This is a genomic window from Lentzea sp. NPDC004782 (assembly GCF_040609115.1).
Taxonomy (GTDB): domain Bacteria; phylum Actinomycetota; class Actinomycetes; order Mycobacteriales; family Pseudonocardiaceae; genus Lentzea.
The window spans coordinates 24,958-48,728 of the sequence record NZ_JBEXJN010000014.1; the positions used below are offsets into that span (position 1 = coordinate 24,958).

Consider the following 23,771-nt stretch of genomic DNA (forward strand, 5'->3'; position numbering starts at 1 on the left):
CTGACGGGATCGGAGCACGCCGCTGCTGAAGGTGGAGCCTGCCCCACCCGGTCAACGGCAGCGCGCGTGACTGTGCCGGGAGCGACCAACCGGAAGTCTGTTCCTCGTCCGGCACGAAGGGGAGGCAGAGGAATGAAGACACTGGTAGGCGCGCTGGCGGCGGTCGTGTTGTTCACCGGAACGGCCACGGCGGCGACCGATGGCACGCAGAGGCAGCTCGACGGGCTGGCCAAGCTGTTCCCGGCCGCGCTCGCGACCACGACGGACGCGGGCGGCGGGGTGACGTCCCTGACCGCGGGCACGGCTGAGCTGGGCAAGCGGGTGCCGGTGCCGCGGAACGGGCAGGTTCGTGCGGGTTCCAACACCAAGGCGTTCGTTGCCGCGGTGGTCATGCAGCTCGTGGCGGAGCAGAAGGTGGAGCTCGACAAACCGATCACGTACTACCTGCCCAAGGCCATCAACGACGACCGGATCACGGTGCGGCAGTTGCTCAACCACACCAGCGGTCTCGCGAACTACACGCAGTACATGGGGTTGGACCAGTTCACCGAGCAGCGGCACCGCTACTACGAGCCGCGTGAGCTTCTCGACATCGCCAGCGCGCATCCGCCGACCAACGAGCCCGGCGCGGCGTTCAAGTACAGCAACACGAACTACGTGCTGCTGGGGTTGCTGATCCAGAAGGTCACCGGTCGTCCGGTTGCCGAGAACGTCGATCGGCGGATCATCAAGAAGATCAACCTCCGCGACACCTACTGGCCGGCGCAGGGGGCCGAGACGATCGACAAGAAGCACCCGCACGGCTATGCCAGGACCGCCAACGGTGTCGAGGACGTCACCGAGCTCGACCCCTCGTGGGGCTGGGCGGCCGGGCAGATCATCTCCACGACGAAGGACCTCAACACGTTCTTCACGGCGCTGCTGAAGGGCGACCTGGTGCCCGCGGCTCAGCTGCGGGAGATGCAGAAGACCGTGGACACCAAGGGTGAGATGTGGCCGGGTGCCGAGTACGGGCTGGGCATCGCCAGCACGCCGCTCACGTGCGGTGGCAGGTACTGGGGGCACGGTGGTGACATCCACGGGTACGAGACTCGTGGTGGCGTCACCGCACAGGGCAGGGCGTTTTCCGTTGCGGTCACGGCGTTGCCGGGCACGTTGCAGAACACGCCTGAGGAAGCGCACAAGGCCCAGGACGCCGTTCTGGCCACTGTGGACAGTGCGCTCTGCGGGAAGTGAGTCAGTCGCGGGCGTACCGGAGCACCCAGAGCATGTCCTGCTCGGTGACCGGGCCGTCCGCGACGCACGCCGTCAGCCAGTCTTCCAGGGACTCCGGTGAGATGCCCGCCCCGATCAGCACCAGCTGGGTCGGGGCTTCGCCGGCTCGCGTGAACGAGATGTACCCGCCGACGGTGTGCAGCATGAACGTGCCGCCCGGGAACTGCACGAAGCCCTTGGCGCGGAACAGACCTTCGGGCCGGGCCTGGAGGAAGTCCATGAAGAGCTTGGGGTGCAGCGGATCGGCCGACTCGAACGTCACGCTGTCGTACCGGGCGTGAGCGTGCGAGGAGTGGTCGTCGAGGTCGTCGAACGACAGCTGCCGCGGGCCCAGGTCGGGCGGCCGCACCTCGAACAGCAGCGCCGGGTCGATCCGCCCGTAGGAAACGGGAACCACCGGCGCGTCCACCGCGAACGAAGGCAAGGCGTCGACCCGGTCGACCTTGTTCAGCACCACCAGATCGGCCAGCGCCAGGTCGCGCTCCAGGTGTGGCACCGCAGCGAACTCCACGGCGTCGACCACGTAGATCAGCCCGCCGTACGTCACGCCCGGCGCTTGCAGGACCATCCTGACCAGCGTCGACGGCTCGGCGAGACCGGACGCCTCGATCACGATGACGTCCAGGTCCGCCGCGGCGAGCTTCGCCAGCATGTCGTCCAGTTCGGTGCCGTCGACGGCGCAGCACAGGCAGCCGTTCGACAGTGACACCATCGAGTCGACCTGGGCCGACACGGCGAACGCGTCGATGTTGATCCGCCCGAAGTCGTTCACCACGACGCCGATCCGCGTGCCGCCTGACGTGCGCAGCAGGTGGTTGAGCAGGGTGGTCTTGCCGGAGCCGAGGAAGCCGGCGAGCACGACGACGGGGATCACGGCCGTCCAGGCTACTGAACCAGCTCGATGGTCTTGGCCAGCACCTCGTCGACCGGCAGGCCGGAGCCGCCGGGGTACACGATCAGCTGGTCGACCCCCAGGTCCTCGTACTCCCGCACCACGGAGGCGTTCAGCGCGGTCGTCGCCACGATGTTGATCTCCAGCGCGCCGAGCGAGTCGGGTCGTTCGGTGATCGCGGAGAGCCTGCGCAGACGGCGGAGGTTGGCGGCGGTCTCCGCGGGTGTGCCGATGCCGAGCCACGCGTTGCCGCGGGTCAACGCGCGCCGCAAGGCCGCGTCCGAGCCTCCGCCGACGGCGATCTTGGCCGACGAAGGCCGCGGATGAGCGTCGACGCCGGAGAAAGACACGTATTTGCCGTCGAAAGCAGGCTCCGGAGAGTGCCACAACGCGCGCATCGCGTCGATGTACTCGTCGGTGCGCCGGCCGCGGTCCGCGAGCGGCACGCCCACTGCCGCGAACTCCGGCGCCAGGTAGCCGGCACCGACGCCCAGCGTGAACCGGCCGCCGCTCAGCACGTCCAGTGACGCCACCTGCTTGGCCAGCACCACCGGGTTGCGCTGCGGCAGGATCACGATCCCCGTGCCCAGCTCCAGCTTCGTCGTCACGGCGGCCACGAAGCTCAGGCTGACCAACGGGTCGAGCATCGGGTTGTCCGGATCCGCCGGTGACTGCTCGGTTCGCGGCGAGGGCAGCACCACGTGCTCCACCGCCCACCACGACCGGTAGCCGAGCGACTCCGCCAGGGCAGCCAGCCGGCGTGTTTCCGCAGGCGAGACCGCGTCGCCCGTGTTGAGTCCCTGCACCCCCATGTCCATGATCACGACAACCGCGAAGTGACGCCGATCATTCCCGTCGACTCAACAAATCCGCTCCTCCAGACATCTAGTCGGCAAGAAGGGGGCGATGATGACCGAGTTCGTGGCCGCCGCGCTGGCGTTCCCGACCGTGCTGTTCAGCCTGCTCGTGCTCGTGGTGCTGGCGTACTGGCTCACGGTCGCGTTGGTGGGCTTGGACTTCGACGCCCCGGTGCTGCCGGTCTCCATCTCGATGTTCGTGGTGGTGACGTGGTTCGCCGCGCTGGTCGGCACGGTGCTCACGCCGGAGGGCAAGCTCCGGTACGCGGTCCTGGCGGGCGCGCTGCTCGTGGGCGCGCTGGTCACCAGGATCGTCCTCATCCCGGTGCGGAACTGGACCGAACCGGAGAAACCCGCGTCCCGCAACGACTTCGTCGGCAGGACGGCGATCGTGCGGACGACACGGGTCACCGAGAACCACGGACAGGCCGAGGTGACCGCGGACGACGGCGGCACGGCGGTCGTGCAGGTGCGAGCAGCGAAGAGCACCGAACTGACGGCGGGACAAACCGCGCTGATCTTCGACTACGACGCTGAAGGCGAGTTCTTCTGGGTCGTGGACATCACCACAGGGGGCTGACATGGGTGCGATTTCGACCGGTTTGGTCGTGCTGGTCGGGGTGATCGTCGTTGTGCTGGTCCTGGCGACGATCACGCTGAGCAGGTTGTTCAAGAAGTGCGAGCAGGGCAAGGCGCTGATCGTCTCGAAGATGCGCAAGGTCGACGTGACCTTCACCGGCACGGTCGTGCTACCGGTGCTGCACAGATGCGAGACGATGGACATCTCGGTGAAGACCATCGAGATCCGCCGGGCCGGCAACGAGGGCCTGATCTGCCGCGACAACATCCGCGCGGACATCCGCATCACGTTCTTCGTGCGGGTCAACAAGACCGTCGAGGACGTCATCAAGGTCGCGCAGGCGATCGGCACCGAACGGGCGAGCCACGAGGCCACGCTGCAGGAGCTGTTCAACGCCAAGTTCTCCGAGGCGCTCAAGACCGTCGGCAAGCAGCTCGACTTCGTGGACCTGTACACCCACCGCGACGAGTTCCGCGACCGGATCGTGCAGGTCATCGGCACCGACCTCAACGGCTACAGCCTGGAGGACGCGGCCATCGACTACCTGGAGCAGACGCCGCTCAAGCAGCTCGACCCGGCGAACATCCTGGACGCGCAGGGCATCCGCAAGATCACCGAGCTGACCGCGATCGAGCACGTCAAGACCAACGAGTTCACCCGCAACGAGGAGAAGGAGATCACGCGCCAGAACGTCAGCGCGCGTGAGGCGATCCTGGAGCTCGAACGCCGCCAGGCGGACGCGGAGATCCGGCAGAAGCGCGAGATCGAGACCGCCCGCGCCCAGCAGGAGGCCGAGACCGCGAAGGTGCAGGCGGAGGAACGGCTCAAGGCCAACACCGCGTTCATCCGCACCGAGGAGCAGCTCGGCATCCAGACCGAGAACAAGGCCCGCGAGATCGCCGTGGCCGAGAAGAACCGCGAGCGCGTGATCGCCGTCGAGACCGAGCGGATCGAGAAGGACCGCCTGCTCGAGGTCATCGCCCGCGAACGCGAGACGTCGCTGCGCATGATCGAGAAGGACAAGGAGCTCGAACACGAACGGCGCGCCATCGCCGACCTGGTGCGCGAGCGGGTCGCGGTCGAGAAGACCGTGGCCGAGCAGGAGGAGAACATCAAGCGCCTGCGCGCGGTCGAGGAGGCCGAACGCGAGCGGCAGCAGATCGTGATCATGGCGGAGGCCGAGGCGCAGCAGTCGCTGGTCAAGGACATCAAGGCCGCCGAGGCCGCGGAACAGGCCGCGCAGCACAAGGCCCGCGAGGCCGTCGTGCTCGCCGAGTCGCGGCAGCAGGCCGCCGACCTCGACGCCCGCGCCAAGATCCGGCTCGCCGAGGGCGTCCAGGCCGAGACCGCCGCGGCCGGCCTCGCGAACGTCCAGGTCAGGGAACGCGACGCCGAGGCCATCGAGAAGATCGGCCGCGCCGAGGCCGCGGTCGACCGCGAGAAGGCGCTCGCCGACGCCGAGGGCATCAGGGAACGGCTCAAGGGCGAGGCGGAAGGCCTGTCGCACAAGGCGGAGGCGATGGCCGCGCTCGACACCGCGACCCGCGAGCACGAGGAGTACCGCCTGCGGCTGGAGGCCGAGAAGGAGATCCGGCTCAAGGGCATCGACGTGCAGCGCCAGATCGCCGAGGCGCAGGCCGTGGTGCTCGCGGCCGGGCTGGAGAAGGCCGACATCGACATCGTCGGTGGCGACACGATGTTCTTCGACCGGATCGCGAGCGCGATCACCGCGGGCAAGCAGGTCGACGGGTTCGTCGGCAGCTCGGACGTGGTGCAGGCGCTGGGCGCCAAGTGGATGGACGGCACGGCGAGCTTCCCGGAGGACCTGACCAAGATCCTCAGCTCGTTCACCACGGGTGACGCGCAGAACCTGGCCGCCGCGCTGGCCCTGACCCAGATGGCCAAGAGCAACGGCCAGCACGCATGACAGCTCTTGACGCAGGTACGTACGAGGTGCTGCGGGCAAGGCTCGCCGAACAGGCCGCCGAGCTCGCCCGCAGCACCGAGGCGCTGAACGACCGGCGCGTCGAGACGTTCGGCACCACCGCGCTGGAACTGCTGTCCACCGAACGGATCCGCACCGAGAACAACTGCGTGCCGCGCGACATCGTGCCGCTCGGCGAGAAGATGTTGTTCGGTTACAACGTGTTCCTCGGCCTCAAACCGGAGACCACCGTCGCGGACGTCTTCGCGGTGCACGGCAAGGACTTCAGCGCGGCCGAAGCGGAGTTCCTCGACGACTCCGGGTTCCGCAACGACTTCGCGGAGCTCTACCGGTACTACCGCGAGACCCGCCTGCTGCAGCTGCGGATCGTCGAGTCACGGCTGCTCGCGGTGTTCCAGACCGGCGCGCGGATCGAGGACATCCGGGTGCTGCGCTGGGACATCGCGGTCGACGGCACCCTGACCTACCTGGACAACCGCGGCGACCGCGACCACGTGTTCCCGTCCGCGCACGACTTCACGTGGGTCGAGACCACCCGCGAGCAGCACGTGCTCGGCCGGCACCCGCACATCGCGATCGAGAACGAGGTCTTCGTCGAGACGGTAGGCGGCACGCTCACCGTCAAGATCGAGAACAACACCGAGACCGGTGAGGGCGTCTACGAAGAACCCGTCGACGAGCCGTTGCAGAGCCTCGGGGACGCCGACGTGCACTACGCCCGCGTCGGCCCGTTGGTCCTGCTCCGGATCCGCCCGTACAACGAGACGGTCTGGCGGCACCTGGTCTTCAACACCCGCACCAAGGTCGTGACCAGGCTCGACGGCATCGGCCAGGCGTGCCAGCGGCTCCCAGAGGACCAGGGGATCATCTTCCCGGGCGGCTACTACCTCGTCGCAGGTGCGGACAAGACCTTCGACGTCGACACCGACGACCTGGAGTTCGAACGGGTCATCCGCTCGGCGAACGGCGAGGACGTGCTGTTCGTCTACCACGCCCGCCGCGAGGGCCGCAGCTTGTTGTTGCCCTACAACGTGATCCGCAAGGAAGTCGCGACACCGATCACCTGCCACGGCTACTCGCTCTTCGCCGACGGCACATTGGTGATCTTCCGCGAGACCGGCGCCGAACCCGTGCGCGTGCACCCGATGCAGGTCTGGCGCACCCCGTTCGTCGCCGACGAGGTCCTGCCGGAGGAGACCGGACCGCTGGCCCGCATCGGCAACGCCGAACTGGTCCGCGGCATCTCGGACTGCCTGAGCGTGACCCGCATGGCCGCCGAGACGACCCCGAGCGCACCGGTGTTCGAGGGCCTGATCGCGTTGTGCACCAGGGTGATCGACAGCGTGCACTGGCTCGACGAGCTGGGGCTCAGGAAAGACGTCCTGGCCGTTCGCGCCACGGCCGAGCAGGTGCTGGACGAGTTCGAGGCCGTCCGCACGCTCACCGAACACGCCGCTCAGCAGCTACACGCGGCTGCCGGCAAGCTCGCCTCGCTGATCAGGCTCGCCAGGTCCGCGACCCCGCGAAGCGCCGACGAGTGGGTCCGCCTGCTGGCCGAGCTGCGGTCCGCACAGGGCCGTCTGATCACCCTCAAGGACCTGAAGCACGTCGACCTGGAGGAGATCGACCGCCGCGAGGCCGAACTGGTCGAGGAGCTCGGTGCTTCGGCCAGGCGAGCGGTCGCCTTCCTCAGCGGCGAGGGCGCGTTCGCGCAGTACCACGAGGAGATCGAGCGGATCGCGGCCGCGGAGCTGACGACCGCGGCCGAGGCCGAGCCGTTGCACGAACGGCTGGCGCAGCAGCAGGCCGGGCTGGAGGTGCTGACGGAGGTCGTCAGCACCCTCGACGCCGCCGGCACGACCACTCGCACGGCGATCCTGGCGAGCATCGGCGAGGTGCTGGCCGCGGTCAACCGCGCACGTGCCATTGTGGACGGTCGCAGGCAGGCTTTGGCGAACGCCGAGGGCAGGGCCGAGTTCGCGGCGGAGTTCGCGCTGCTCGGCCAGGCCGTGACCGGTGCGCTGTCGGTCGCCGACACCCCGCAGCGCTGCGACGACCAGCTCGGCCGGCTCCTGCTGCAGCTGGAGAACCTGGAGTCGCGGTTCGGCGAGTTCGACGACTTCCTCGCCCAGGTCGGCGCCAAGCGCACGGACGTCTACGAGGCGTTCTCCGCGCGCAAGCAGACGTTGCTCGACGAACGGGCGCGCAAGGCCGACCGGCTCGTGCAGTCGGCCGAACGCGTGCTCGGTACGATCCGCCGTCGCGTCGGGAAGCTCGGCTCGACCGACGAGATCAACACGTACTTCGCGGGCGACCCGATGGTCGCCAAGGTCCGCAGCGTCGCCGAGGAGCTCAGAACTCTCGGTGACGTGCGGGCGGACGAGCTCGACGCGAGTCTGCGCGATGCCCGGCAAGAGGGAGGCCGGGCACTGCGGGACCGGGCCGATCTGTACGACGGCGCGTCGATCGTGCTCGGTCGTCACCGCTTCCCGGTGACGACCGAGCCGATGAACCTCACCCTCGTCCCGCGCGACGGCCGGTTGTTCTACGCGATCACCGGCACCGACTACCGCGGCGAGGTCACCGGGTTCGAGCACACCCGCCCGTTCTGGGACCAGCTGCTGGTCTCGGAGACGCCGGAGGTCTACCGGTCCGAGCATCTCGCCGGCTGCCTGCTCGCCGAAGGCCGCGACGACGTGGCGAACGCCGCCGCGGAACGCTACGACGAGGGCTACGAGAAGGGCGTCCACGACCACGACGCCGCGAAGATCCTCGCTGTCCTGCAACGACTTCACGCCGGTGCCGGACTGCTGAGGTATCCGCCGGCGACCCGCGCGGCGGCCCAGATCTTCTGGTCCGAGCAGCCGGAGGACCAACGCGTGGTGTGGGCGCGCAAGGCCGAGTCGCTGGCGCGCGCCCGCGCGATCTTCGGTGGCACGCACGGAATCCCGGAGCTGACCGCGCAGTTCGGCCTCGACGACCTGGCCGCCGAGTACCTGTTCGAGGAGCTGGCCTGCGAGCCGGAGGGGTTCGTCACCGGCAAGGCCGCCCGCACGGTGATCGACAGGTTCAGGGCGGTGGTGACCGAGGAGCTGCACGACCGCGACCTGATCGAGGCGTGGCTGCGGGCGTTCCTCGGCGACGAGGACTGCCCGGAGTTTCCCGAGGTCGTCGCCGTCCTGCTCACCGACGTGCCGCGCTACGACTCCAGCGCCGCACTGTCCGAACCGGTCACCGGCCTGCTCGGCACGCACCCGCGCGTGACCGACCAGTCCCTCGACCTCCGCCTGGACGAAACCCTGACCAGGCTGCGCGAGTTCAGCACCCGGCAGGTCCCGGCTTTCCGCGCCTACCAACGGCAACGCGAGGAGCTGCTGGCCGGGGAACGGCGCAGGCTCAAGCTCGACGACTACCGCCCGGCGGTGCTGAACACGTTCGTGCGCAACAGGTTGCTGAACGAGGTGTACCTGCCGCTGATCGGCGACAACCTGGCCAAGCAGCTGAACGACGGCACGGGCCTGCTGATGCTGATCTCCCCACCCGGCTACGGCAAGACGACGCTGATGGAGTACGTCGCGAACCGCCTGGGCATGGTGTTCGTCAAGGTCAACGGCCCGGCGCTGGGCAGCGGCGTCACCTCACTCGACCCGCAGGAGGCCCCGAATGCCACCGCACGCCAGGAGGTCGAGCGGCTCAACTTCGCGTTCGCCCTGGGCAGCAACGTTCTGCTGCACCTCGACGACATCCAGCACACATCACCTGAGCTGCTGCAGAAGTTCATCTCGCTGTGCGACGCACAACGACGCGTTGACGGCGTGTGGGACGGCGAGGCACGCACGTTCGACTTGCGGGGCAAGCGCTTCGCGGTGTCGATGGCGGGCAACCCGTACACCGAGACCGGTCGTGCGTTCCGCGTCCCGGACATGCTCGCGAACCGCGCGGACGTGTGGAACCTCGGCGATGTGCTGTCGGGTCGCGACGCCCTCTTTGCGTTGAGCTACCTCGAAAACGCGTCGGCGTCCAACCCGACCCTGAACGGTGTCGACGTGGAACCGCTGGTGCGCCTGGCGAACGGTGAAACCGTCCGGCACGAACACGAAACCGTTGAGCTGGAACGGATGCTGTCGGTCGTCCGCAAGCTGCAGCGGGTCCAGGAGGTCGTGCTGAAGGTCAACCAGGAGTACCTCGCGTCGGCGGCCGGCGGCGGCGAGTTCCTCTTGCAGGGCAGCTACCGCAACATGAACCGGATGGCCGCGAGGATCGTCCCGGCGATGAACGACGACGAGGTCGAGGCGTTGATCGACGACCACTACCTCGGCGAGGCGCAGCTCCTCGGCACCCGCGCGGAGGCGAACCTCGCGAGGCTGCGGCAGCTCAAGGCCTAGCCGCAGTCGAGGTCGAGTCCCTCGATCGGCCGGCCGTCAGGTCCGCGCAGATCGAGCGGCTGCAGGTGGTGCTCCTCCAGGAAGTCGCAGAGCTCCGCGACGTCGGGCGGCCAGTCCAGGCAGCGGTTGAAGTCGGCGTCCCCGAGGAACTTCGAGTCGCAGCGCAGGATGTCGAACAGGCTGGGCGGCCTGGGCTTCGACGACTGCGGCGGCGGAGGCGGCTCCGGCCGGTGCCGGGGAGGCGGCGGCCTGACACCGGGCGGTGGTGGTGGCGGAGGAGGGGGTGGTGGTGGCCGCCGGGGATCGACGGCGGAGACGGTGGTGGTGGCGGTCGCGGTGATGACCTTGGGTGGAGGGGCCGGCGGGGCCACGAGCCGGATGTCCACCGGTTTGTCCTCCGGAGCCGCGAACAACGCCGCGAGCAGGGTGGCGGCCATCACCGCCACCGCCGCTGCGACATAGCCGCGGCGTCTGACACCAGTCATCGCTTTCGCTCCCCAGGTTCCGCCTGCCCGGTAGCCGCCGTCCCCGTGGAATCGTTGCGCCCGCTAACGGTGTTACGGGTTGTGGCCATCGTCTTCGCGAGACGGGACGATGTGCGCATGCCCGATCCGAACTCCGTGAGCTGGCAGATGCACGCCGACCCCACGATGTGGATCGCCGGCATCGCCAGCCTCTACCTGCAGTCACTGCACCCCAGGGCGGTCGCGGGTGTCGTGCAGAACTCGAACTTCCAGGCGGATCCGCTGGGCAGGCTGAAGCGGACGGCGGACTTCGTCGGGCTCGGTGTCTACGGCACCGACGAGGAGATCGCCGAGGCTGCCGCCCGTGTCCGGGCCACGCACAGGAGCCTGCGCGGTGTCGTCGACGGCAGGACGTTCCGCCTCGACGAACCCGAGCTGCTGCTGTGGGTGCATTGCTCGGAGGTCTACTGCTTCGAGACGGTGATGGATCGCGCCGGTTACGGGCTGACGGACCGGCAGAAAGACCGGTACTACGACGAGCAGCGGTTCGCGGCGTCGTTGGTCGGCCTGCACGAGGACGAGGTGCCGGGGTCGCGGCGCGAAATGGCCGAGTACTTCGACCTGATGCGTCCTGAGCTGCGGCGGACGGCCGACTCCGATGTGATCTACGACTTCCTGCACGGCCCGCCTGTCAAGGGCTGGCTCAGCCGCGGCCTGCCGGTCTACCGGGTGCTGGTGGGCCACCTGGCGTACTCGGTGCAGCCCGATTGGGCGGTCGAACTGCACGGCCGCGCGCCGTACAAAAACGCCGACCGGTGGTTGCGAATGATGCGTCGAACTGCGCTTCTGGTGCCGGGCAAGATCAGAAGACTGACCCCGCCGGGCCATCTGAAACGCGCCATCGAACGGCACGGCCGGCATGTGACACCCAGCCGTGCGAGGCTCCCGTAGTTGTCACACATCACAGTCGATCATGGTCGCGGATACGTAGCATTGCGCACGACTCCACCACACCCCGGAAGGCTTGTCGTGATCCGTCGTGCCGCGCTCCTGACCGCTGTAGCGGTGCTCGCCACCGCCTGTGGGAGCGGTGACACCAGCACAGTCATCGGACGTGCCGAGAACGGGAAGCTGACCATCGGCATCCGCTACGACCAGCCGGGCCTGAGCCAGAAGCGCCTGGACGGCCGGTACGTCGGTTTCGACGTCGACGTCGCCAGGTACGTGGCGAACGAGCTGGGCGTGAAGGAAAGCGGTATCACGTTCAAGGAGGCCCGCGGCGCGGTCCGCGAGTCGATGCTGGAGAACCACGAGGCCGACCTGATCGTCGCCACCTACTCCATCACCGACGCCCGCAAGCAGAAGGTGGACTTCGCCGGACCGTACTTCGAGACCGGCCAGGGCATCCTGGTCCGCTTCACCGAGCAGTCCATCCAGGGTCCGGAGACCCTGAACGACCGCAAGCTGTGCTCGGTCAAGGGATCCACCTCCGCCCAGAAGGTGAAGAGCGACCACGCCCAGGGCGTGCGGCTCGTCGAGTACGGCCAGTACTCCGACTGCGTGATCGCCCTGATGGCGGGCAACGTCGACGCCGTCACGACCGACGAGGTCATCCTGGCCGGGTTCGCCGCCGAGAACCCGGAGCTGCTCAAGCTCGTCGGCAAGCCGTTCTCCAAGGAGCGCTACGGCATCGGTCTGCCGAAGGGCGACACCAAGTCGCGCGACGCCGTCAACAAGGCCATCGAGAAGATGGTGTCGAGCGGCGAGTGGAAGCGGGCCCTCGAACGCAACGTCGGTCCGTCGGGTTACGAGATCCCGCAGCCACCCCAGATCACCGAGAAGAGCTAGCTCTTCACCGCGGACTTCGACGTCCAGGTCGCCCAGTCGAGCGCCCAGTCGTAGTAGTTGAACTGCGGCTCCTCGCTGAGGTTCACCGACGAGTTCAGCACCTCGACCGGGTCACCGATCATCGCCAGGTCGAAGAACGTCTTCGCGTTGTCCGGTGACAGGTTCGCGCACCCGTGTGAGACGTTCCGATTGCCCTGGTCCCCCACCGTCGGCGCGTACTCGTGCACGAACTCGCCGTTGTCGGAGATCAGCACGGCCCAGTTGACCGGGACGTTCTCGTAGCCGAACTTCCGGTTGGTCATCTTGCGGCTGGCTTCCTTCTGCATCACCACGTGCGTGCCGGAACGGGTGACCCGGTCCCTGACGCTGTCCAGCCCGTAGGACGCCGGGAAGTCGTGCAGCTGCACGCCGTCGCGGTAGATGACGAACCGGTGCGTCTGCGTGTCCGCCTTCACCACCAGGGCCCGGTCCGCGATCTTGAACTGGACGTGCACGTCCTCCGCCCCGTACGCGCCGCCCCCGAACGGCACGCCGTAGACGTCGAGGTTCACCGACACCTCGGTGTTCGTCTTCCAGTACTCGCGCGGCCGCCAGTGCGCCTCGGTGTCGGACAGCCACGCCCACGCGCCCTCGGTCGGCACGGAGGTCTTGACCGTCATGGCCTTCTGCACCGCGGCCTTGTCCTGCACCGGCTCGCTGAACGTCACCTTGATCGGCATCGCGACGCCGTAGGTCTCGTGGTCACCGACGTTCGTCGACGCGTTGACGAGCCGCTGCGGCCTGATCGTGCGGAACGAACCGCTGACGGGCACCTCCGCACCGTCCTCGCCCTTCGCGCTACCGGACCACGTGTAGGACTTGTCGTAACCGAGGTCCTCGGTGGCGACCCACTTGCCGGCGGTCAGCTCCCCCTTGACCACCCTGCCGTCCGCCCCGGTGAGCGCAACGGCCGTCAGCGCGCCCCCGGTCACCCCGACCTGGAACGGGCCGGCGGGGCTGATCCCCTCGCCCGAAGCCGGTGTGACGGTCAGCGCCGCCTTCGCCTTGGTCTCCACGACCGGTGCCGCGGGTGACGACGGTGCGTCAGGCGCGGCGCTGCAGGCGGTCAACCCCAGCAGTACAGCCAAAATCAGTGGCCGGAACACGTGCTCTCCCCAAGATCCCCTCGTCCAACGCAGGAGAAGACGCACGGGGCCGAATCACGTTGCTCGTGAGATCGCGATCACCCACCCGGACCAGCGGTTTCCTCCTATTGAGGCACGCCAACTGGCCAGTAATGACCTGTAGTGCTATGACGCATCACACGTTAGGCTGACCCGCGCAGGCCGTGGTTTCTGTGTTCGTGCTTCACACGCTCGCGGAACGACACGCGGGCGTGCTGTGCGCTCTCACCGAGCGAGCTGAACGCCCCCGGGACGGCCGGGGTTGCACGGTGCAGCCCCAAGCTTTCCTGCGATGGAGGCAGGTACATGGCACAGGGCACTGTCAAGTGGTTCAACTCCGAGAAGGGCTTCGGCTTCATCGCCCAGGACAACGGCGGCGCAGACGTCTTCGTCCACTACTCGGAGATCCAGGGTCAGGGTTTCCGGACCCTGGAGGAGAACCAGCGCGTGGAGTTCGAGGTCGGCCAGGGCACCAAGGGCCCGCAGGCTCAGAACGTCCGTGCGATCTGATTCGCCGCAAATCTAGTCGCACGTGAAGAAGGACCCTCGGCCGGGCTCGACCGAGGGTCCTTCTTGCATTTGCCGGGTCTAGTGGCCGCGCTGACGCGCTTCCCACTCCAGCCGCTGCATGACCCACTCCGTGGCGAGCGCCTGCGGGGAGGTCTGGCGCTCCGCAGCGAGCTCCTTGAGCTGCTCGTTGGCCATCAGCTGCAGCCGCAGCTGGTACACCTGCGCGTTGCCGAAGCCCGAGGCGGTCGTCTCGTTGTCCGAGTCGGGGGCCAGTGCTGCGAGGTAAGAGGTCAGCTCCTCGTCGGGCAACGTCTCCTGCGGTTCGTCCGCTGGGCGGTGACGGCCGGACTTGGAGCGTCCGAGGGATCCGATAGGCACCGGAACACGATAACGGCTCGGTCACGGAAGCCAAACACCTGTGACCTGAGTCACCCCAAGGTGTAAGGGCATCTACCCACAGTGGGTCCGCCGCTGGACATCCGGCAGACCCAGGCAACCTGCCGGGCTGGGCAACCTACCGGGGGTCCGGGGGCTTGCCCCCCGCTGGGGGTCTGGGGGCTCGGCCCCCAGAAGACACCCGCAGCGTCAGGCGGCGAGGCGTCAGCCGAGCAGCCTGACGCAGAGCTGCGGAGGCCCCCGCGCCAGGGGGAGGAACGCGGGGGCCGGAGGGGATCTCCACAGGCGCTGACCGGGGGTGTGTCAGCTACTTCGGATTGTTGCACGCGCACAGGCGCGTTGGGGAGGGTTCCCAGGGAGATTCTTAAGCCGCCGATGGACGGAATCCCCTTAGTCGCAGGCTGTTGGTAACAACAAAGACGCTGCTGAAAGCCATCGCGGCCCCCGCGATCATCGGGTTCAGCAGCCCCAGCGCCGCGAGCGGAAGTCCAGCGACGTTGTAGGCGAACGCCCAGAACAGATTGCCCTTGATCGTGCCCAAAGTCTTGCGGGACAACCGAATCGCGTCCGCCGCCACGCGCAGGTCGCCGCGCACGAGCGTCAGGTCGCCGGCCTCGATCGCCACGTCGGTGCCGGTTCCCATGGCCAGCCCCAGATCCGCGGCCGCGAGTGCGGGCGCGTCGTTCACGCCGTCGCCGACCATCGCCACAACTCGGCCCTGTGCCTGAAGGTTCTGGACGGCTTCGACTTTGCCCGCGGGCAGGACGTCGGCGATGACCTCGTCGATCCCGACCTCGGCGGCCACCGCGGCGGCGACCTCGGCGTTGTCGCCGGTCAGCAGCACCGGGCGCAGGCCCAGTGCGCGCAACGACCGAATCGCTTGTGCCGACGTGGGTTTCACGACGTCCGACACGGCGAGAAGGCCGACAACCTTGTCATCAAAGGAAACCGCGACCGTCGTGCGAGCGGGGTGTGCAACCAGGGCCGCAGTCAGTTCCTGAGGCAGCGAAACGTTGCGTGCGCGTCCGACGACAACGCGTCGACCCTCGACGACACCGCTGACGCCGACACCGTCCGTGGAGACGAAGTCCGACACGGGCAGGAGGTCCGGCACCTCGCGGGTGATCGCCGCGGCGATCGGGTGTTCGGAGGCGTTCTCCACGGCCGCCGCGAACCGCAGCACCTCGTCGCGCGGCACGCCGTCCGCGGGGATCACGTCGACCAGCGTCAGGCGTCCGGTGGTGACGGTGCCGGTCTTGTCCAGCACGACGGTGTCCACGCGCCGCGTCGACTCCAGCACCTCGGGGCCCTTCACGAGGATCCCGAGCTGGGCGCCGCGTCCGGTGCCCACGAGCAACGCCGTCGGCGTCGCCAGGCCCAGCGCGCAGGGGCACGCGATCACGAGCACGGCCACGGCCGTCGTCACCGCGAACTCCAGCGGCCGGCCGGCGAGCAGCCAGGCGCCGAACGCCAGGAGGGCGATCACCACGACGACCGGGACGAACACGGACGACACGCGGTCGGCCAGCCGTTGCACCTGCGCCTTGCCCGCCTGCGCCTGCTCGACGAGCCGCGCCATCCTGGCGAGCTGGGTGTCCGCGCCGACGGAGGTCGCGGAGACGATCAGACGCCCACCCGCGTTGACCGTTCCGCCGACGACCGCGTCGCCGGTGCCGACCTCGACCGGCACCGACTCCCCGGTCACCATCGAGCGGTCCACGGCGGAGCTGCCCTCGACCACTAGGCCGTCCGTGGCGATGCGCTCACCCGGACGGACCACGAACCGTTCGCCGACCCGGAGCTGGTCCACCGGAACCCGTGTCTCCACGCCGTCCCGCAGCACCGAGACGTCCTTCGCGCCCAGTGCCAGCAGAGATCGCAGGGCGGCACCCGCGCTGCGCTTGGACCTGGCCTCCAGGAACCGGCCGAGCAGCAGGAACACGGTCACGCCGACCGCGACCTCCAGGTAGATGTCGCCGGAGCTCGCGGGCCGCGGCAGGAGGCTGAACTCGTGCCGCATGCCGATCGTCCCGGCCGTGCCGAACACCAACGCGTAGAGCGACCACAGGTACGACACCGTGACGCCCATCGACACGAGGGTGTCCATCGTGCTTGCGCCGTGCCGTGCGTTCACGAGCGCCGCACGGTGGAACGGCCAGCCGCACACCCACACGACGACGCTGGCCAGCGCCAGCGACACCCACTGCCACACCGGGAACTGCAGTGCCGGGATCATCGAGAACGCGATCACCGGCAGACCGAGCGCCGCCGCCAGTGCGAACCGAAGCCCCAGCTCGCCGGACTCCTCGGCGGCCTCCGGTTTCGGTTCCTCCGCGTCGTAACCCGCCGCGCGCACCGTCGACACCAGGTCGTCCACGCGCACGTTGCCCGGGAACTGGACGGTGGCCTTCTCGGTCGCGTAGTTCACGGTGGCGGAGACGCCGTCGAGCTTGTTCAGCTTGCGTTCGATGCGCCGTGCGCACGAGGCGCAGGTCATGCCGCTGATGCTGAGCTCGACGTGGCGGGGCTCGGTCGTGGTCATCAGGCGACCTGGTACCCGGCCTCGCTGACGGCCGCGACGACCTCGGCGCGGTCCAGCTCGCGGTCGCTGGTCACGGTCACCGCGCCGGTCTCCAGGACGACGTCGACACCCGTGACGCCGGCGACCTCGCTCAGCTCCTCCTTGACGGAGCTCACGCAGTGGCCGCAGGTCATGCCGGTGACGGTGTAGGTGGCAGAGACGGACATCGGGGTCCCTTTCTCGGTCGGGACACCGATCATACCCCCCTGGGGTAAAGGGTCTACTGAGGACCGTCGGGTTTCGGCTGGTCCAGGTTCTTCAGGTCCAGCTCGATCTTGTTGACCAGGTCGTCGAGGCCCGCGAGCATCTGGTCGAGCTCGGCCATCCTGGCGCCGAACGCGGACTCGATGTCGGTGTCGATCGAGTCCAGGTCGATGCCGCTGATGGCCTTCAGGACCTCCTGCGGGTCGACCGCGGGCGGTATCTGTTCGGCGTTTTGGCCCTCTGCATCGGGGGAAGGCTCCGGCGTGGGATCCGTCATCGGTCCATCTTCCCCTGGCGAGATCCCCGCGAAGCAGGCAGCACACCAGTACGGAAAGTAACGCTGGGTGGCGGTGGAATCACTCTGCGGGGGGCTGCGGCCGTTGTCCCAGGTCGCTTAGCCTCGCGCCAACCTCAAGTCGGGGAGGGCACTCATGAGCGGGTCACTCGAAGTACGGAAGTTCCTGTTCACACAAGACGACGGCATGTCACGACAGGGCGGGCCGAGCGTGCCGGCCCAGCGCAGCGGAGAACCCTCGCGGATCTCCGACGACCAGGTCCACCGCGCCAGGCTCGCCGTCGCACGGAGCGCCCTGGGCACGGAGGACTGCCGGATGCTGCTCGACATGCTGGGCCTGTCACCGGGCGAGGACGGCGGAGCGCCTCCAGTGCAGCGGTGAGGTGAGGCGAGAGCGGATGCGGCCCTGGCTCCAGACGCGCACCCCCCGGAGCGCGTCTGCAGGACAGGGCCGCATCTCGAAACATACCCACCGGTCTCTTTAGCGGCAACGGCTAACCTTTACCCATGCCCCAGCAGGATCGGGCGTATGCGACACGCGAGGCGATACTCCGCGCTGCGGCGGAGGAGTTCGACCGGCTCGGCTACGAGCGCACGTCGCTGACCGCCGTGCTCGCTCGCGCAGGGCTCACCAAGGGCGCCTTCTACTTCCACTTCGCCTCCAAGGAGGCCGTCGCCCGCGCGTTGGTCGAACGGCAGAGCGAGCTGTGGGCTCAGGTCCGCGAGGCGTGGCACGCGCGGGGCGTCGACCCGTTGAGCGCTCTCCACGGCATGTTCGCCGAATCGGCCGAACGAATGGCCGCGGACGTCGTGCTGCGCGCGGGCGTCCGGCTGAACGCCGACCGCGAGTTCGGCTATCCGGGAGTGCCCTCCACGCACCTCACGTGGGAGAAGATGATCGCCTCCTACGTGGCGGAGGCCGGCGAGCGCGGCGATCTCCGGTCCGGGGTCGACCCCGACGCCGTGGCGCGGACGTTGTGCGGTGCCGCTCTCGGCGCCCGGCTGATCTCCTCGGCGACGACGGCGTGCGCGGACTTCCCCGCCCGGATCCGTGAAGTTCTCGGGTACGTGCTGCCGTGCGTCGCGTCTTCCGGGTGGAAGTTGTCTGGATCACAAAAAGCCGTTGACGGGCCCGATGACTCCTGAACAGGCGTTTGTCGATCCGCGCGAGGCGGGCCGAAAGGCGGTTTGGGCAGGTCAGGACATAAGTGGCACCCCCGTTTTGGAGGTGCGTGGACCTATGCCATATGCTTACGATGCTTCCAGAGACCAGCTAGTCCCCATCATCTAGCGGCCTAGGATCCCGCCCTTTCAAGGCGGTCGCGCGGGTTCGAATCCCGTTGGGGGCACGCAGTACAGTAAGGTAAGATCAGCAAGAGTAAGTGCAAGGCCCAGTGGCGCAGTTGGTTAGCGCGTCGCCCTGTCACGGCGAAGGTCGCGGGTTCGAGTCCCGTCTGGGTCGCTTATCTAGATTCATGGCCAGGTAGCTCAGTTGGTACGAGCGACCGCCTGAAAAGCGGTAGGTCGGCGGTTCGACCCCGCCCCTGGCCATCCCTCTTCGAAAGAAGCCCCGCAGAGCGCTGCGGGGCTTCTTTCGTTACGGGCTGATCCGCGCGATCGCCTGGTCGTCGTGGGTTTTGTAGCGCGGCCAACGCTTGTGCTCCGAATCACCGCGCTCGGCTTCGCGGATTCGGTCGAGCGCTTCGCCCAACGGCATTTCCGCGAGGTCCTCCCAGGAGAAGAGCCCGTACTCCGACACTCCACATGAGACGCCGTCGGTGGCGGCGATCACCTTCCCGATCTCGGCGCGCGGCCAGCTCGCGGTCAGAGCCTGGTGTGCTGCAACGGGTTCGGCCTCGGCGACCCAGTACCCGCCCGGCTTGTTCTTCCACCTGAGGATGTCCGGGTCCGGCCGGAGGTCCGCGAGCCGGGTGTCTTCGAGCACGCGCGTCGACTGTCCGAACGCGACAACCGGGGTGTCGCACAGGACGAGCGCGTCGATGGTCGTGTCCGTCCAGCGCACGATCGCCGCGGTGGCGGACGGGGAGTCGCCCGGTACGAGGTCGTGTCGCCGCACGAGGTTCGAGATGGCCTGGGCCAGCAGGTCGGTGAGCGGGTCCGCGTCGGTGATCAGCCGGGCCAGTTCGTCGGCGAGCTGGGTGGCGTACCAACCGCCGTTGCGGTCCGGCGGCCTGCGTGACGTGACCCCGTCGAGCACCACGACCGCGTTGGGCAGCACGCGGATCCGGTCCTCGGTGACTCGTCCCGGAGCCCCCTGCTCAGCGGTCTCGATCTTCACGGTCTCACCGTACGTGTCAACTCGAGTTGACATCTGCCCGCTGTCAACGTACGTTGACATCATGACTGAAGCGACGGATCTCGCCACGGCGGCTGGAGACCGCGACCCGAAGGTCGGGTTGCGGGCCGTCAGCGCCTTGCGGCGACTTTTGGAACATCTGGAGGCCGTCCAGGTCCGCAGTGCGCGGGCCCAGGGCTGGTCGTGGCAGGACATCGCGGCGGAGCTCGGGGTCTCCCGCCAGGCGGTGCACAAGAAGCACGGGGGTCGATGATGATCGCGGAACGGTTCACCAAAGAAGCCCGCGAAGCCGTGAAGGCGGCGGTGCGGGACGCGGAACGGGCGCGGGCCGGCGAGGTCGGCGTGGAACACCTGTTGCTGGCGTTGCTCGACGCACCGGTGCTGGTCGGCTTCGACCTGTCGCGCGAGGAGCTGGAGCCCGTCTTCCGCGACTACCGGCGCAAGGGCGGGCTGACCAAGGCCGACACGGAAGCGTTGCGGGGCTTGGGAATCGACGTCGATGCGGTGATCGACTCGGTGGAGCAGTCGCTCGGGTCGGGAGTGCTGCGGTCGGGGAAGCGCCGGCGGTGGTTCGGCCTGCCGCTGGAACCCGCGTTCAAGAAGGCGCTGGAGAACGCGCTGCGCGAGGCTCGCGACCTCCGCCACAACTACCTCGGTGCCGAGCACATTCTGCTGGCGTTGTTGCAGGGCAAGGGAATCGTGGCGGAGGTGCTCGCGGAGCGCGGCGTCACCTACGCGGAGATCAGGAAGCGGGCTGCGAGCGCTCGCGCCACGTGAGCCCTGGCAGGAAGAGCTGCGAGAGCGGGCCGATGCCGATCGCGTACAGGATCGTGCCGACGCCGACGGTGCCGCCCAGCAGCCAGCCGGTGCCGAGCACGAGCAGCTCGATCACGGTTCGGGTGAGGCGCAGCGAGATGCCCGTGCGGCGGCAGAATCCGGTGACCATGCCGTCGCGCGGGCCTGGCCCGAGACGTGAGCCGACGTACGCGGCGAAGGCGACCGCGTTCAGCACGATGCCCAGCGTGAGCAGCACGATCCTGGGCAGGAGTTCCTGCGGCGCGGGGATGATCGCGAGCGACACGTCGACGCTGACCGCGATGAGCACGACGTTGGCGATGGTGCCGATGCCTGGTTTCTGTCTCAACGGGATCCACGCCAGCAGCACGACGGCGCCGGTGATCGCGGTGATCAGGCCGAAGCTGAGCCCGGTCCGCTTCGTGAGGCCCTCGTGGAGCACGTCCCACGGGTCGAGGCCGAGCGTCGCGCGGATCTGCATCGCCATGCTCGCGCCGTAGAGCCACAGACCTGCGAAGAGCTGGGAGAGGCGCCGAGCGGGCGCGATCCGGACGGGGACCTGGTGGAGTGCGGTCAAGGTGGCCATGTGGCCATACTGAGTTGCGATTGGCCTGGTAATCCATAGCCAATCCGCGATAATTGGCCTCATGCTCCCACCAGGTGGACGTGTATCGGGTGCCCGGCTCGCGCGGTTGCTCGGGTCGTGGCGCCGCGGCGGTGCCCGGCAGGGTTCGGCGGATCTCGCCGCGGCGCTGAAGTTGCTGGTCGCCGACGGCCGGTTGCCCGTCGGCACCCGGTTGCCGTCCGAGCGCGAGCTCACCGACGCGTTGCCGGTGAGCCGGACGACGATCACCGCCGCGCTCGACCAGCTGCGGGCTGAAGGGGTCGTGGAGTCGCGGCGCGGGTCCGGGTCGTGGATCAACGGACCGGTCGGGGGCGGGGGTGGGATCACGGGCTTCGACGACACGTTGATCGATCTGTCCCGGGCCGCGCCGCCCGCGTTGCCGTCGTTGCGGGTGGCAATGGACGTGGCGATGGGACAAATGCCGGAGCACCTCGCGTCGCACGGGTACGACGAACGGGGGATTCTCCTGCTGCGGCAACGGATCGCGGGCCGGTATGTCGCACGTGGACTGCCGACCTCTCCCGACCAGATCGTCGTGACGTCGGGGGCCCAGCACGCGTGGGCGTTGGTGCTGCGGCTGTTCATCGGACCAGGAGATCGCGTCCTGGTGGAGCAACCGAGCTACCCCAACGCGTTGGAGGCGGTGCGGGCGTCGTTCGGCATCCCCGTGCCGGTGCCGATGCTGTCCGGTGCGTGGGACGTGGACGGGTTCGAGGCCGCGCTGCGGCAGGCGGGCCCCAGGTTGGCCTATCTGATCCCGGACTTCCAGAACCCGACCGGGTCGCTGATGTCGTCCGCGCAGCGGGAAGCGCTTTCCGCCGTGCTGCGCAAGGCTCGTACACCGGTGGTCGTCGACGAGACGCTGGTGGAGCTGGCGCTCGATCCGGTGGACCAGCCGTTGCCGATGGCCGCGTTCGGCGGGGATTCGGTGGTGACGCTGGGATCCGCGAGCAAGTCGCACTGGGGTGGACTGCGGATCGGCTGGATCAGGGCGTCACCGGACATCGTGCACCGGTTGCTGTCGACGCGGGCGGCGATCGACCTCGGCACGCCGGTGTTCGAGCAGCTCGTGCTGGCGTCGTTGCTGGAAACACCGGAAACCGTGCTGCGACAACGACGTGCGGAAGCTCGTGAGCAACGGGACGTGACCGTCGCTGCTCTGCGCGAACATTGTCCACAGTGGAGCTTCAGGGTGCCGGGCGGTGGTCTTGGGGTGTGGTGTGCGCTCGACGGTCCGGTGAGCACGCGTATCGCTGTCGTGGCGCAGAACCACGGCCTGCGGCTCGTCCCCGGTCCGCGGTTCGCTGTGCACGGCGGGTGCGAGAACATGCTCCGAGTGCCGTACACGCAATCGTCCGAAGTGCTGCGCGAAGCCATCGGCCGTTTGGGTGTGGCGGCTGCAACCGTTGCCGGAACAGGGTTTCCGGCGGACGCGGACCTCGCGGTCCCCGTCGCGTGAGACACGTCAGCCCGGTCTCCCGCAGCGGTGGAGACCGGGCCGACGAACTTGCCACCGGGTTGACCTGCGGCGGGGAACGTCCCAGGGATTGACGTTCCCCGTCCGCAGGTTTTCCCGTGCGGTCCGAGAACTGCGGGGGCAGCGCGGCACTCGGACCAGACCCGACCTGCCAGGGCGCGGTTGGCAGGTCAGGAAGACTGGGTTCCTTGCGTACAACGGGAAATGCGGGAAGGAGTTATGCGCGCGACGGAACTAGACGGTCACAAATCGCGCAGAGGGCAGAGCTGTCCCGTCTGACTCAGTCGGGTGACGTGCTCGGCAGGCCGGGAAGGCTGCCAGGAGAGCGACCGTCGCGGCGTTCCTCCACCGACCACCTGGTCGGCGGGAACAGCGAGTTGTGCGACGTCAGAACGGCGAGCACGCCGCGCGTGCCGCCGGAGTTGTCGGTGTGGCCGGACGACGCGGACGCCGTCGCGACGACGGGCGCCTGCTGCGGTGCGGGCAGCGGCGCCTCGGGGCCGGGTGCGGTCCAGTTGAGCTCGCTCGCCGGCTTCGGTTCGGTCTTCGTGACGTGCACCACCGGCAGGTCGGGCAGCAGCTGCGGCACGACCTTTTTGACCGGAACGGGCTTCGGGGCGGGCGGAGGCGGCGGTGGTGGGGCCTCGGCAGCGGCCTTCGCGGCCTTGGCGGCGGCACGGGCCTGCGCCTTCGCCTTCATCACCTCGGGCGGCGCCTGGTTCGTCACCGTGCCGGACCGGGTGTTGCTCTGCGTGCCGCCGGAGAAGTCGAGGGCGGGCCCGTCGTTCTCCTCGGCGGGCTGGTCGTCGGCGGGCTGCGGCTGGCTCGCCACGGGAGGCGGCGCGAGCTTCTGCACCTGGTGGCGTTCGAGCACGGTGTTCGTGAGCGCCTTCGCCCAGCCGGCGGGGTCCTGCAGCAGCTGGGGCGCCTCGGCGGTGATCTCGACGGCCGGCGGTTGCTCCGTGTCGGCGGACGCGTCGGTCCCGCTCAGCAGCCAGGCGGCGGCGGTGAACCCGCCGAGCGCAGCGGCCCGCAGCAGCAGTGCACGAGCTCCACCACCAGCCACAGGATCACCACCCGTCCACCGTTCAGGTCACCGCCAACGCACAGCGCCGTCGGAGGTCGACGTTGAGCTATGTCTAGCACTGGTGGGTGGCTTTGC

23 protein-coding genes and 3 tRNA genes are annotated in these 23,771 nt (G+C 68.5%); 15 read left to right on the forward strand and 11 right to left on the reverse strand.

The annotated features are described in order from the left end of the window. The first annotated feature begins 132 nt into the window (after positions 1–132). Positions 133–1,236: a serine hydrolase domain-containing protein gene (locus ABZV40_RS15315; protein ID WP_355440714.1), complete on the forward strand. Its 1,104-nt coding sequence runs from the start codon at positions 133–135 to the stop codon at positions 1,234–1,236. Between the two features lies 1 nt (position 1,237). On the opposite strand, the gene ABZV40_RS15320 is transcribed toward ABZV40_RS15315, so the two are convergent. Then, entirely contained in the window at positions 1,238–2,149 is a 912-nt protein-coding gene (locus ABZV40_RS15320; RefSeq protein WP_355440717.1) for a GTP-binding protein, read from the reverse strand. A gap of 11 nt (positions 2,150–2,160) precedes the next feature. Beyond that, positions 2,161–2,979, reverse strand: coding sequence for an LLM class F420-dependent oxidoreductase (locus ABZV40_RS15325; protein WP_355440720.1), 819 nt, complete (start codon positions 2,977–2,979; stop codon positions 2,161–2,163). A 97-nt stretch (positions 2,980–3,076) separates the two neighbouring features. Here ABZV40_RS15325 and ABZV40_RS15330 point away from each other — a divergent pair, with 97 nt between their 5' ends. Genes ABZV40_RS15330 through ABZV40_RS15340 form a run of 3 tightly spaced genes read left to right on the forward strand, consistent with a single transcriptional unit; the run spans position 3,077 to position 9,934 of the window. Next, positions 3,077–3,604, forward strand: coding sequence for a hypothetical protein (locus ABZV40_RS15330; protein WP_355440723.1), 528 nt, complete (start codon positions 3,077–3,079; stop codon positions 3,602–3,604). 1 nt (position 3,605) lies between these two features. Then, a complete protein-coding gene (locus ABZV40_RS15335) occupies positions 3,606–5,531 on the forward strand; it encodes a flotillin family protein (protein WP_355440725.1) in 1,926 nt (641 codons plus the stop codon). After that, positions 5,528–9,934: a DNA repair ATPase gene (locus ABZV40_RS15340; RefSeq protein ID WP_355440727.1), complete on the forward strand. Its 4,407-nt coding sequence runs from the start codon at positions 5,528–5,530 to the stop codon at positions 9,932–9,934. The genes ABZV40_RS15335 and ABZV40_RS15340 overlap by 4 nt, the downstream gene beginning before the upstream one ends. Here ABZV40_RS15340 and ABZV40_RS15345 read toward each other — a convergent pair. Then, a complete protein-coding gene (locus tag ABZV40_RS15345; RefSeq protein WP_355440729.1) occupies positions 9,931–10,419 on the reverse strand; it encodes a hypothetical protein in 489 nt (162 codons plus the stop codon). The genes ABZV40_RS15340 and ABZV40_RS15345 overlap by 4 nt on opposite strands. A 117-nt stretch (positions 10,420–10,536) precedes the next feature. Here ABZV40_RS15345 and ABZV40_RS15350 point away from each other — a divergent pair, with 117 nt between their 5' ends. Together ABZV40_RS15350 and ABZV40_RS15355 are read left to right on the forward strand one after the other, a co-directional pair. After that, on the forward strand, positions 10,537–11,349 hold the full coding sequence (locus ABZV40_RS15350) for an oxygenase MpaB family protein (protein WP_355440731.1): 813 nt from the start codon (positions 10,537–10,539) through the stop codon (positions 11,347–11,349). 81 nt (positions 11,350–11,430) lie between these two features. Beyond that, positions 11,431–12,246, forward strand: coding sequence for a glutamate ABC transporter substrate-binding protein (locus ABZV40_RS15355; protein WP_355441086.1), 816 nt, complete (start codon positions 11,431–11,433; stop codon positions 12,244–12,246). Here the strand turns inward: ABZV40_RS15355 and ABZV40_RS15360 are convergent. After that, a complete protein-coding gene (locus ABZV40_RS15360; RefSeq protein ID WP_355440733.1) occupies positions 12,243–13,391 on the reverse strand; it encodes an Ig-like domain-containing protein in 1,149 nt (382 codons plus the stop codon). The genes ABZV40_RS15355 and ABZV40_RS15360 overlap by 4 nt on opposite strands. Positions 13,392–13,715: 324 nt before the next feature. Between ABZV40_RS15360 and ABZV40_RS15365 the strand changes: the two genes are divergently transcribed. Then, positions 13,716–13,919: a cold-shock protein gene (locus tag ABZV40_RS15365; protein WP_030473173.1), complete on the forward strand. Its 204-nt coding sequence runs from the start codon at positions 13,716–13,718 to the stop codon at positions 13,917–13,919. A gap of 78 nt (positions 13,920–13,997) precedes the next feature. Here the strand turns inward: ABZV40_RS15365 and ABZV40_RS15370 are convergent, their stop codons facing one another. The 4 genes from ABZV40_RS15370 to ABZV40_RS15385 all read right to left on the reverse strand — a co-directional run bounded on the left by ABZV40_RS15370 (position 13,998) and on the right by ABZV40_RS15385 (position 17,377). Then, entirely contained in the window at positions 13,998–14,297 is a 300-nt protein-coding gene (locus ABZV40_RS15370; RefSeq protein ID WP_109629158.1) for a hypothetical protein, read from the reverse strand. Positions 14,298–14,679: 382 nt separating this feature from the next. Next, positions 14,680–16,857: a heavy metal translocating P-type ATPase gene (locus ABZV40_RS15375; RefSeq protein WP_355440737.1), complete on the reverse strand. Its 2,178-nt coding sequence runs from the start codon at positions 16,855–16,857 to the stop codon at positions 14,680–14,682. Further along, complete coding sequence (locus tag ABZV40_RS15380) at positions 16,857–17,063, reverse strand: heavy metal-associated domain-containing protein (protein WP_355440739.1); 207 nt, start codon at positions 17,061–17,063, stop codon at positions 16,857–16,859. Before ABZV40_RS15380 ends, ABZV40_RS15375 begins: the two co-directional genes overlap by 1 nt. A gap of 53 nt (positions 17,064–17,116) precedes the next feature. Continuing rightward, positions 17,117–17,377 (reverse strand): hypothetical protein, encoded by a 261-nt coding sequence (locus ABZV40_RS15385; RefSeq protein ID WP_355440742.1) that lies wholly within the window; start codon positions 17,375–17,377, stop codon positions 17,117–17,119. Between the two features lie 154 nt (positions 17,378–17,531). On the opposite strand from ABZV40_RS15385, the gene ABZV40_RS15390 reads away from it, so the two are divergent. The 5 genes from ABZV40_RS15390 to ABZV40_RS15410 all read left to right on the forward strand — a co-directional run bounded on the left by ABZV40_RS15390 (position 17,532) and on the right by ABZV40_RS15410 (position 18,946). Then, positions 17,532–17,777, forward strand: coding sequence for a hypothetical protein (locus tag ABZV40_RS15390; protein ID WP_030473169.1), 246 nt, complete (start codon positions 17,532–17,534; stop codon positions 17,775–17,777). A gap of 125 nt (positions 17,778–17,902) precedes the next feature. Further along, the gene (locus ABZV40_RS15395) at positions 17,903–18,541 is read left to right on the forward strand and encodes a ScbR family autoregulator-binding transcription factor (RefSeq protein WP_355440745.1); all 639 of its coding nucleotides are present in this window, start codon (positions 17,903–17,905) and stop codon (positions 18,539–18,541) included. A gap of 130 nt (positions 18,542–18,671) precedes the next feature. After that, positions 18,672–18,744: transfer RNA gene (locus tag ABZV40_RS15400), tRNA-Glu, on the forward strand. A gap of 39 nt (positions 18,745–18,783) precedes the next feature. Continuing rightward, a tRNA-Asp gene (locus ABZV40_RS15405) sits at positions 18,784–18,857 on the forward strand. 15 nt (positions 18,858–18,872) lie between these two features. Further along, positions 18,873–18,946, forward strand: a tRNA-Phe gene (locus ABZV40_RS15410). 46 nt (positions 18,947–18,992) lie between these two features. On the opposite strand, the gene ABZV40_RS15415 is transcribed toward ABZV40_RS15410, so the two are convergent. Continuing rightward, positions 18,993–19,694, reverse strand: a complete 702-nt coding sequence (locus ABZV40_RS15415) for a hypothetical protein (protein ID WP_355440748.1) — start codon at positions 19,692–19,694, stop codon at positions 18,993–18,995. A 61-nt stretch (positions 19,695–19,755) separates the two neighbouring features. On the opposite strand from ABZV40_RS15415, the gene ABZV40_RS15420 reads away from it, so the two are divergent. Further along, positions 19,756–19,965: a helix-turn-helix domain-containing protein gene (locus tag ABZV40_RS15420; RefSeq protein ID WP_112227042.1), complete on the forward strand. Its 210-nt coding sequence runs from the start codon at positions 19,756–19,758 to the stop codon at positions 19,963–19,965. Beyond that, a complete protein-coding gene (locus tag ABZV40_RS15425) occupies positions 19,962–20,489 on the forward strand; it encodes a Clp protease N-terminal domain-containing protein (protein ID WP_355440751.1) in 528 nt (175 codons plus the stop codon). Before ABZV40_RS15420 ends, ABZV40_RS15425 begins: the two co-directional genes overlap by 4 nt. Here the strand turns inward: ABZV40_RS15425 and ABZV40_RS15430 are convergent. Then, the gene (locus ABZV40_RS15430) at positions 20,455–21,093 is read right to left on the reverse strand and encodes a hypothetical protein (RefSeq protein ID WP_355440754.1); all 639 of its coding nucleotides are present in this window, start codon (positions 21,091–21,093) and stop codon (positions 20,455–20,457) included. The two genes, ABZV40_RS15425 and ABZV40_RS15430, sit on opposite strands and share 35 nt — an antisense overlap. Positions 21,094–21,154: 61 nt before the next feature. Here ABZV40_RS15430 and ABZV40_RS15435 point away from each other — a divergent pair, with 61 nt between their 5' ends. After that, complete coding sequence (locus ABZV40_RS15435; protein WP_355440756.1) at positions 21,155–22,591, forward strand: PLP-dependent aminotransferase family protein; 1,437 nt, start codon at positions 21,155–21,157, stop codon at positions 22,589–22,591. Between the two features lie 298 nt (positions 22,592–22,889). Here ABZV40_RS15435 and ABZV40_RS15440 read toward each other — a convergent pair whose 3' ends face one another. Continuing rightward, positions 22,890–23,675: a hypothetical protein gene (locus ABZV40_RS15440; protein ID WP_355440758.1), complete on the reverse strand. Its 786-nt coding sequence runs from the start codon at positions 23,673–23,675 to the stop codon at positions 22,890–22,892. Positions 23,676–23,771 lie beyond the last annotated feature (96 nt).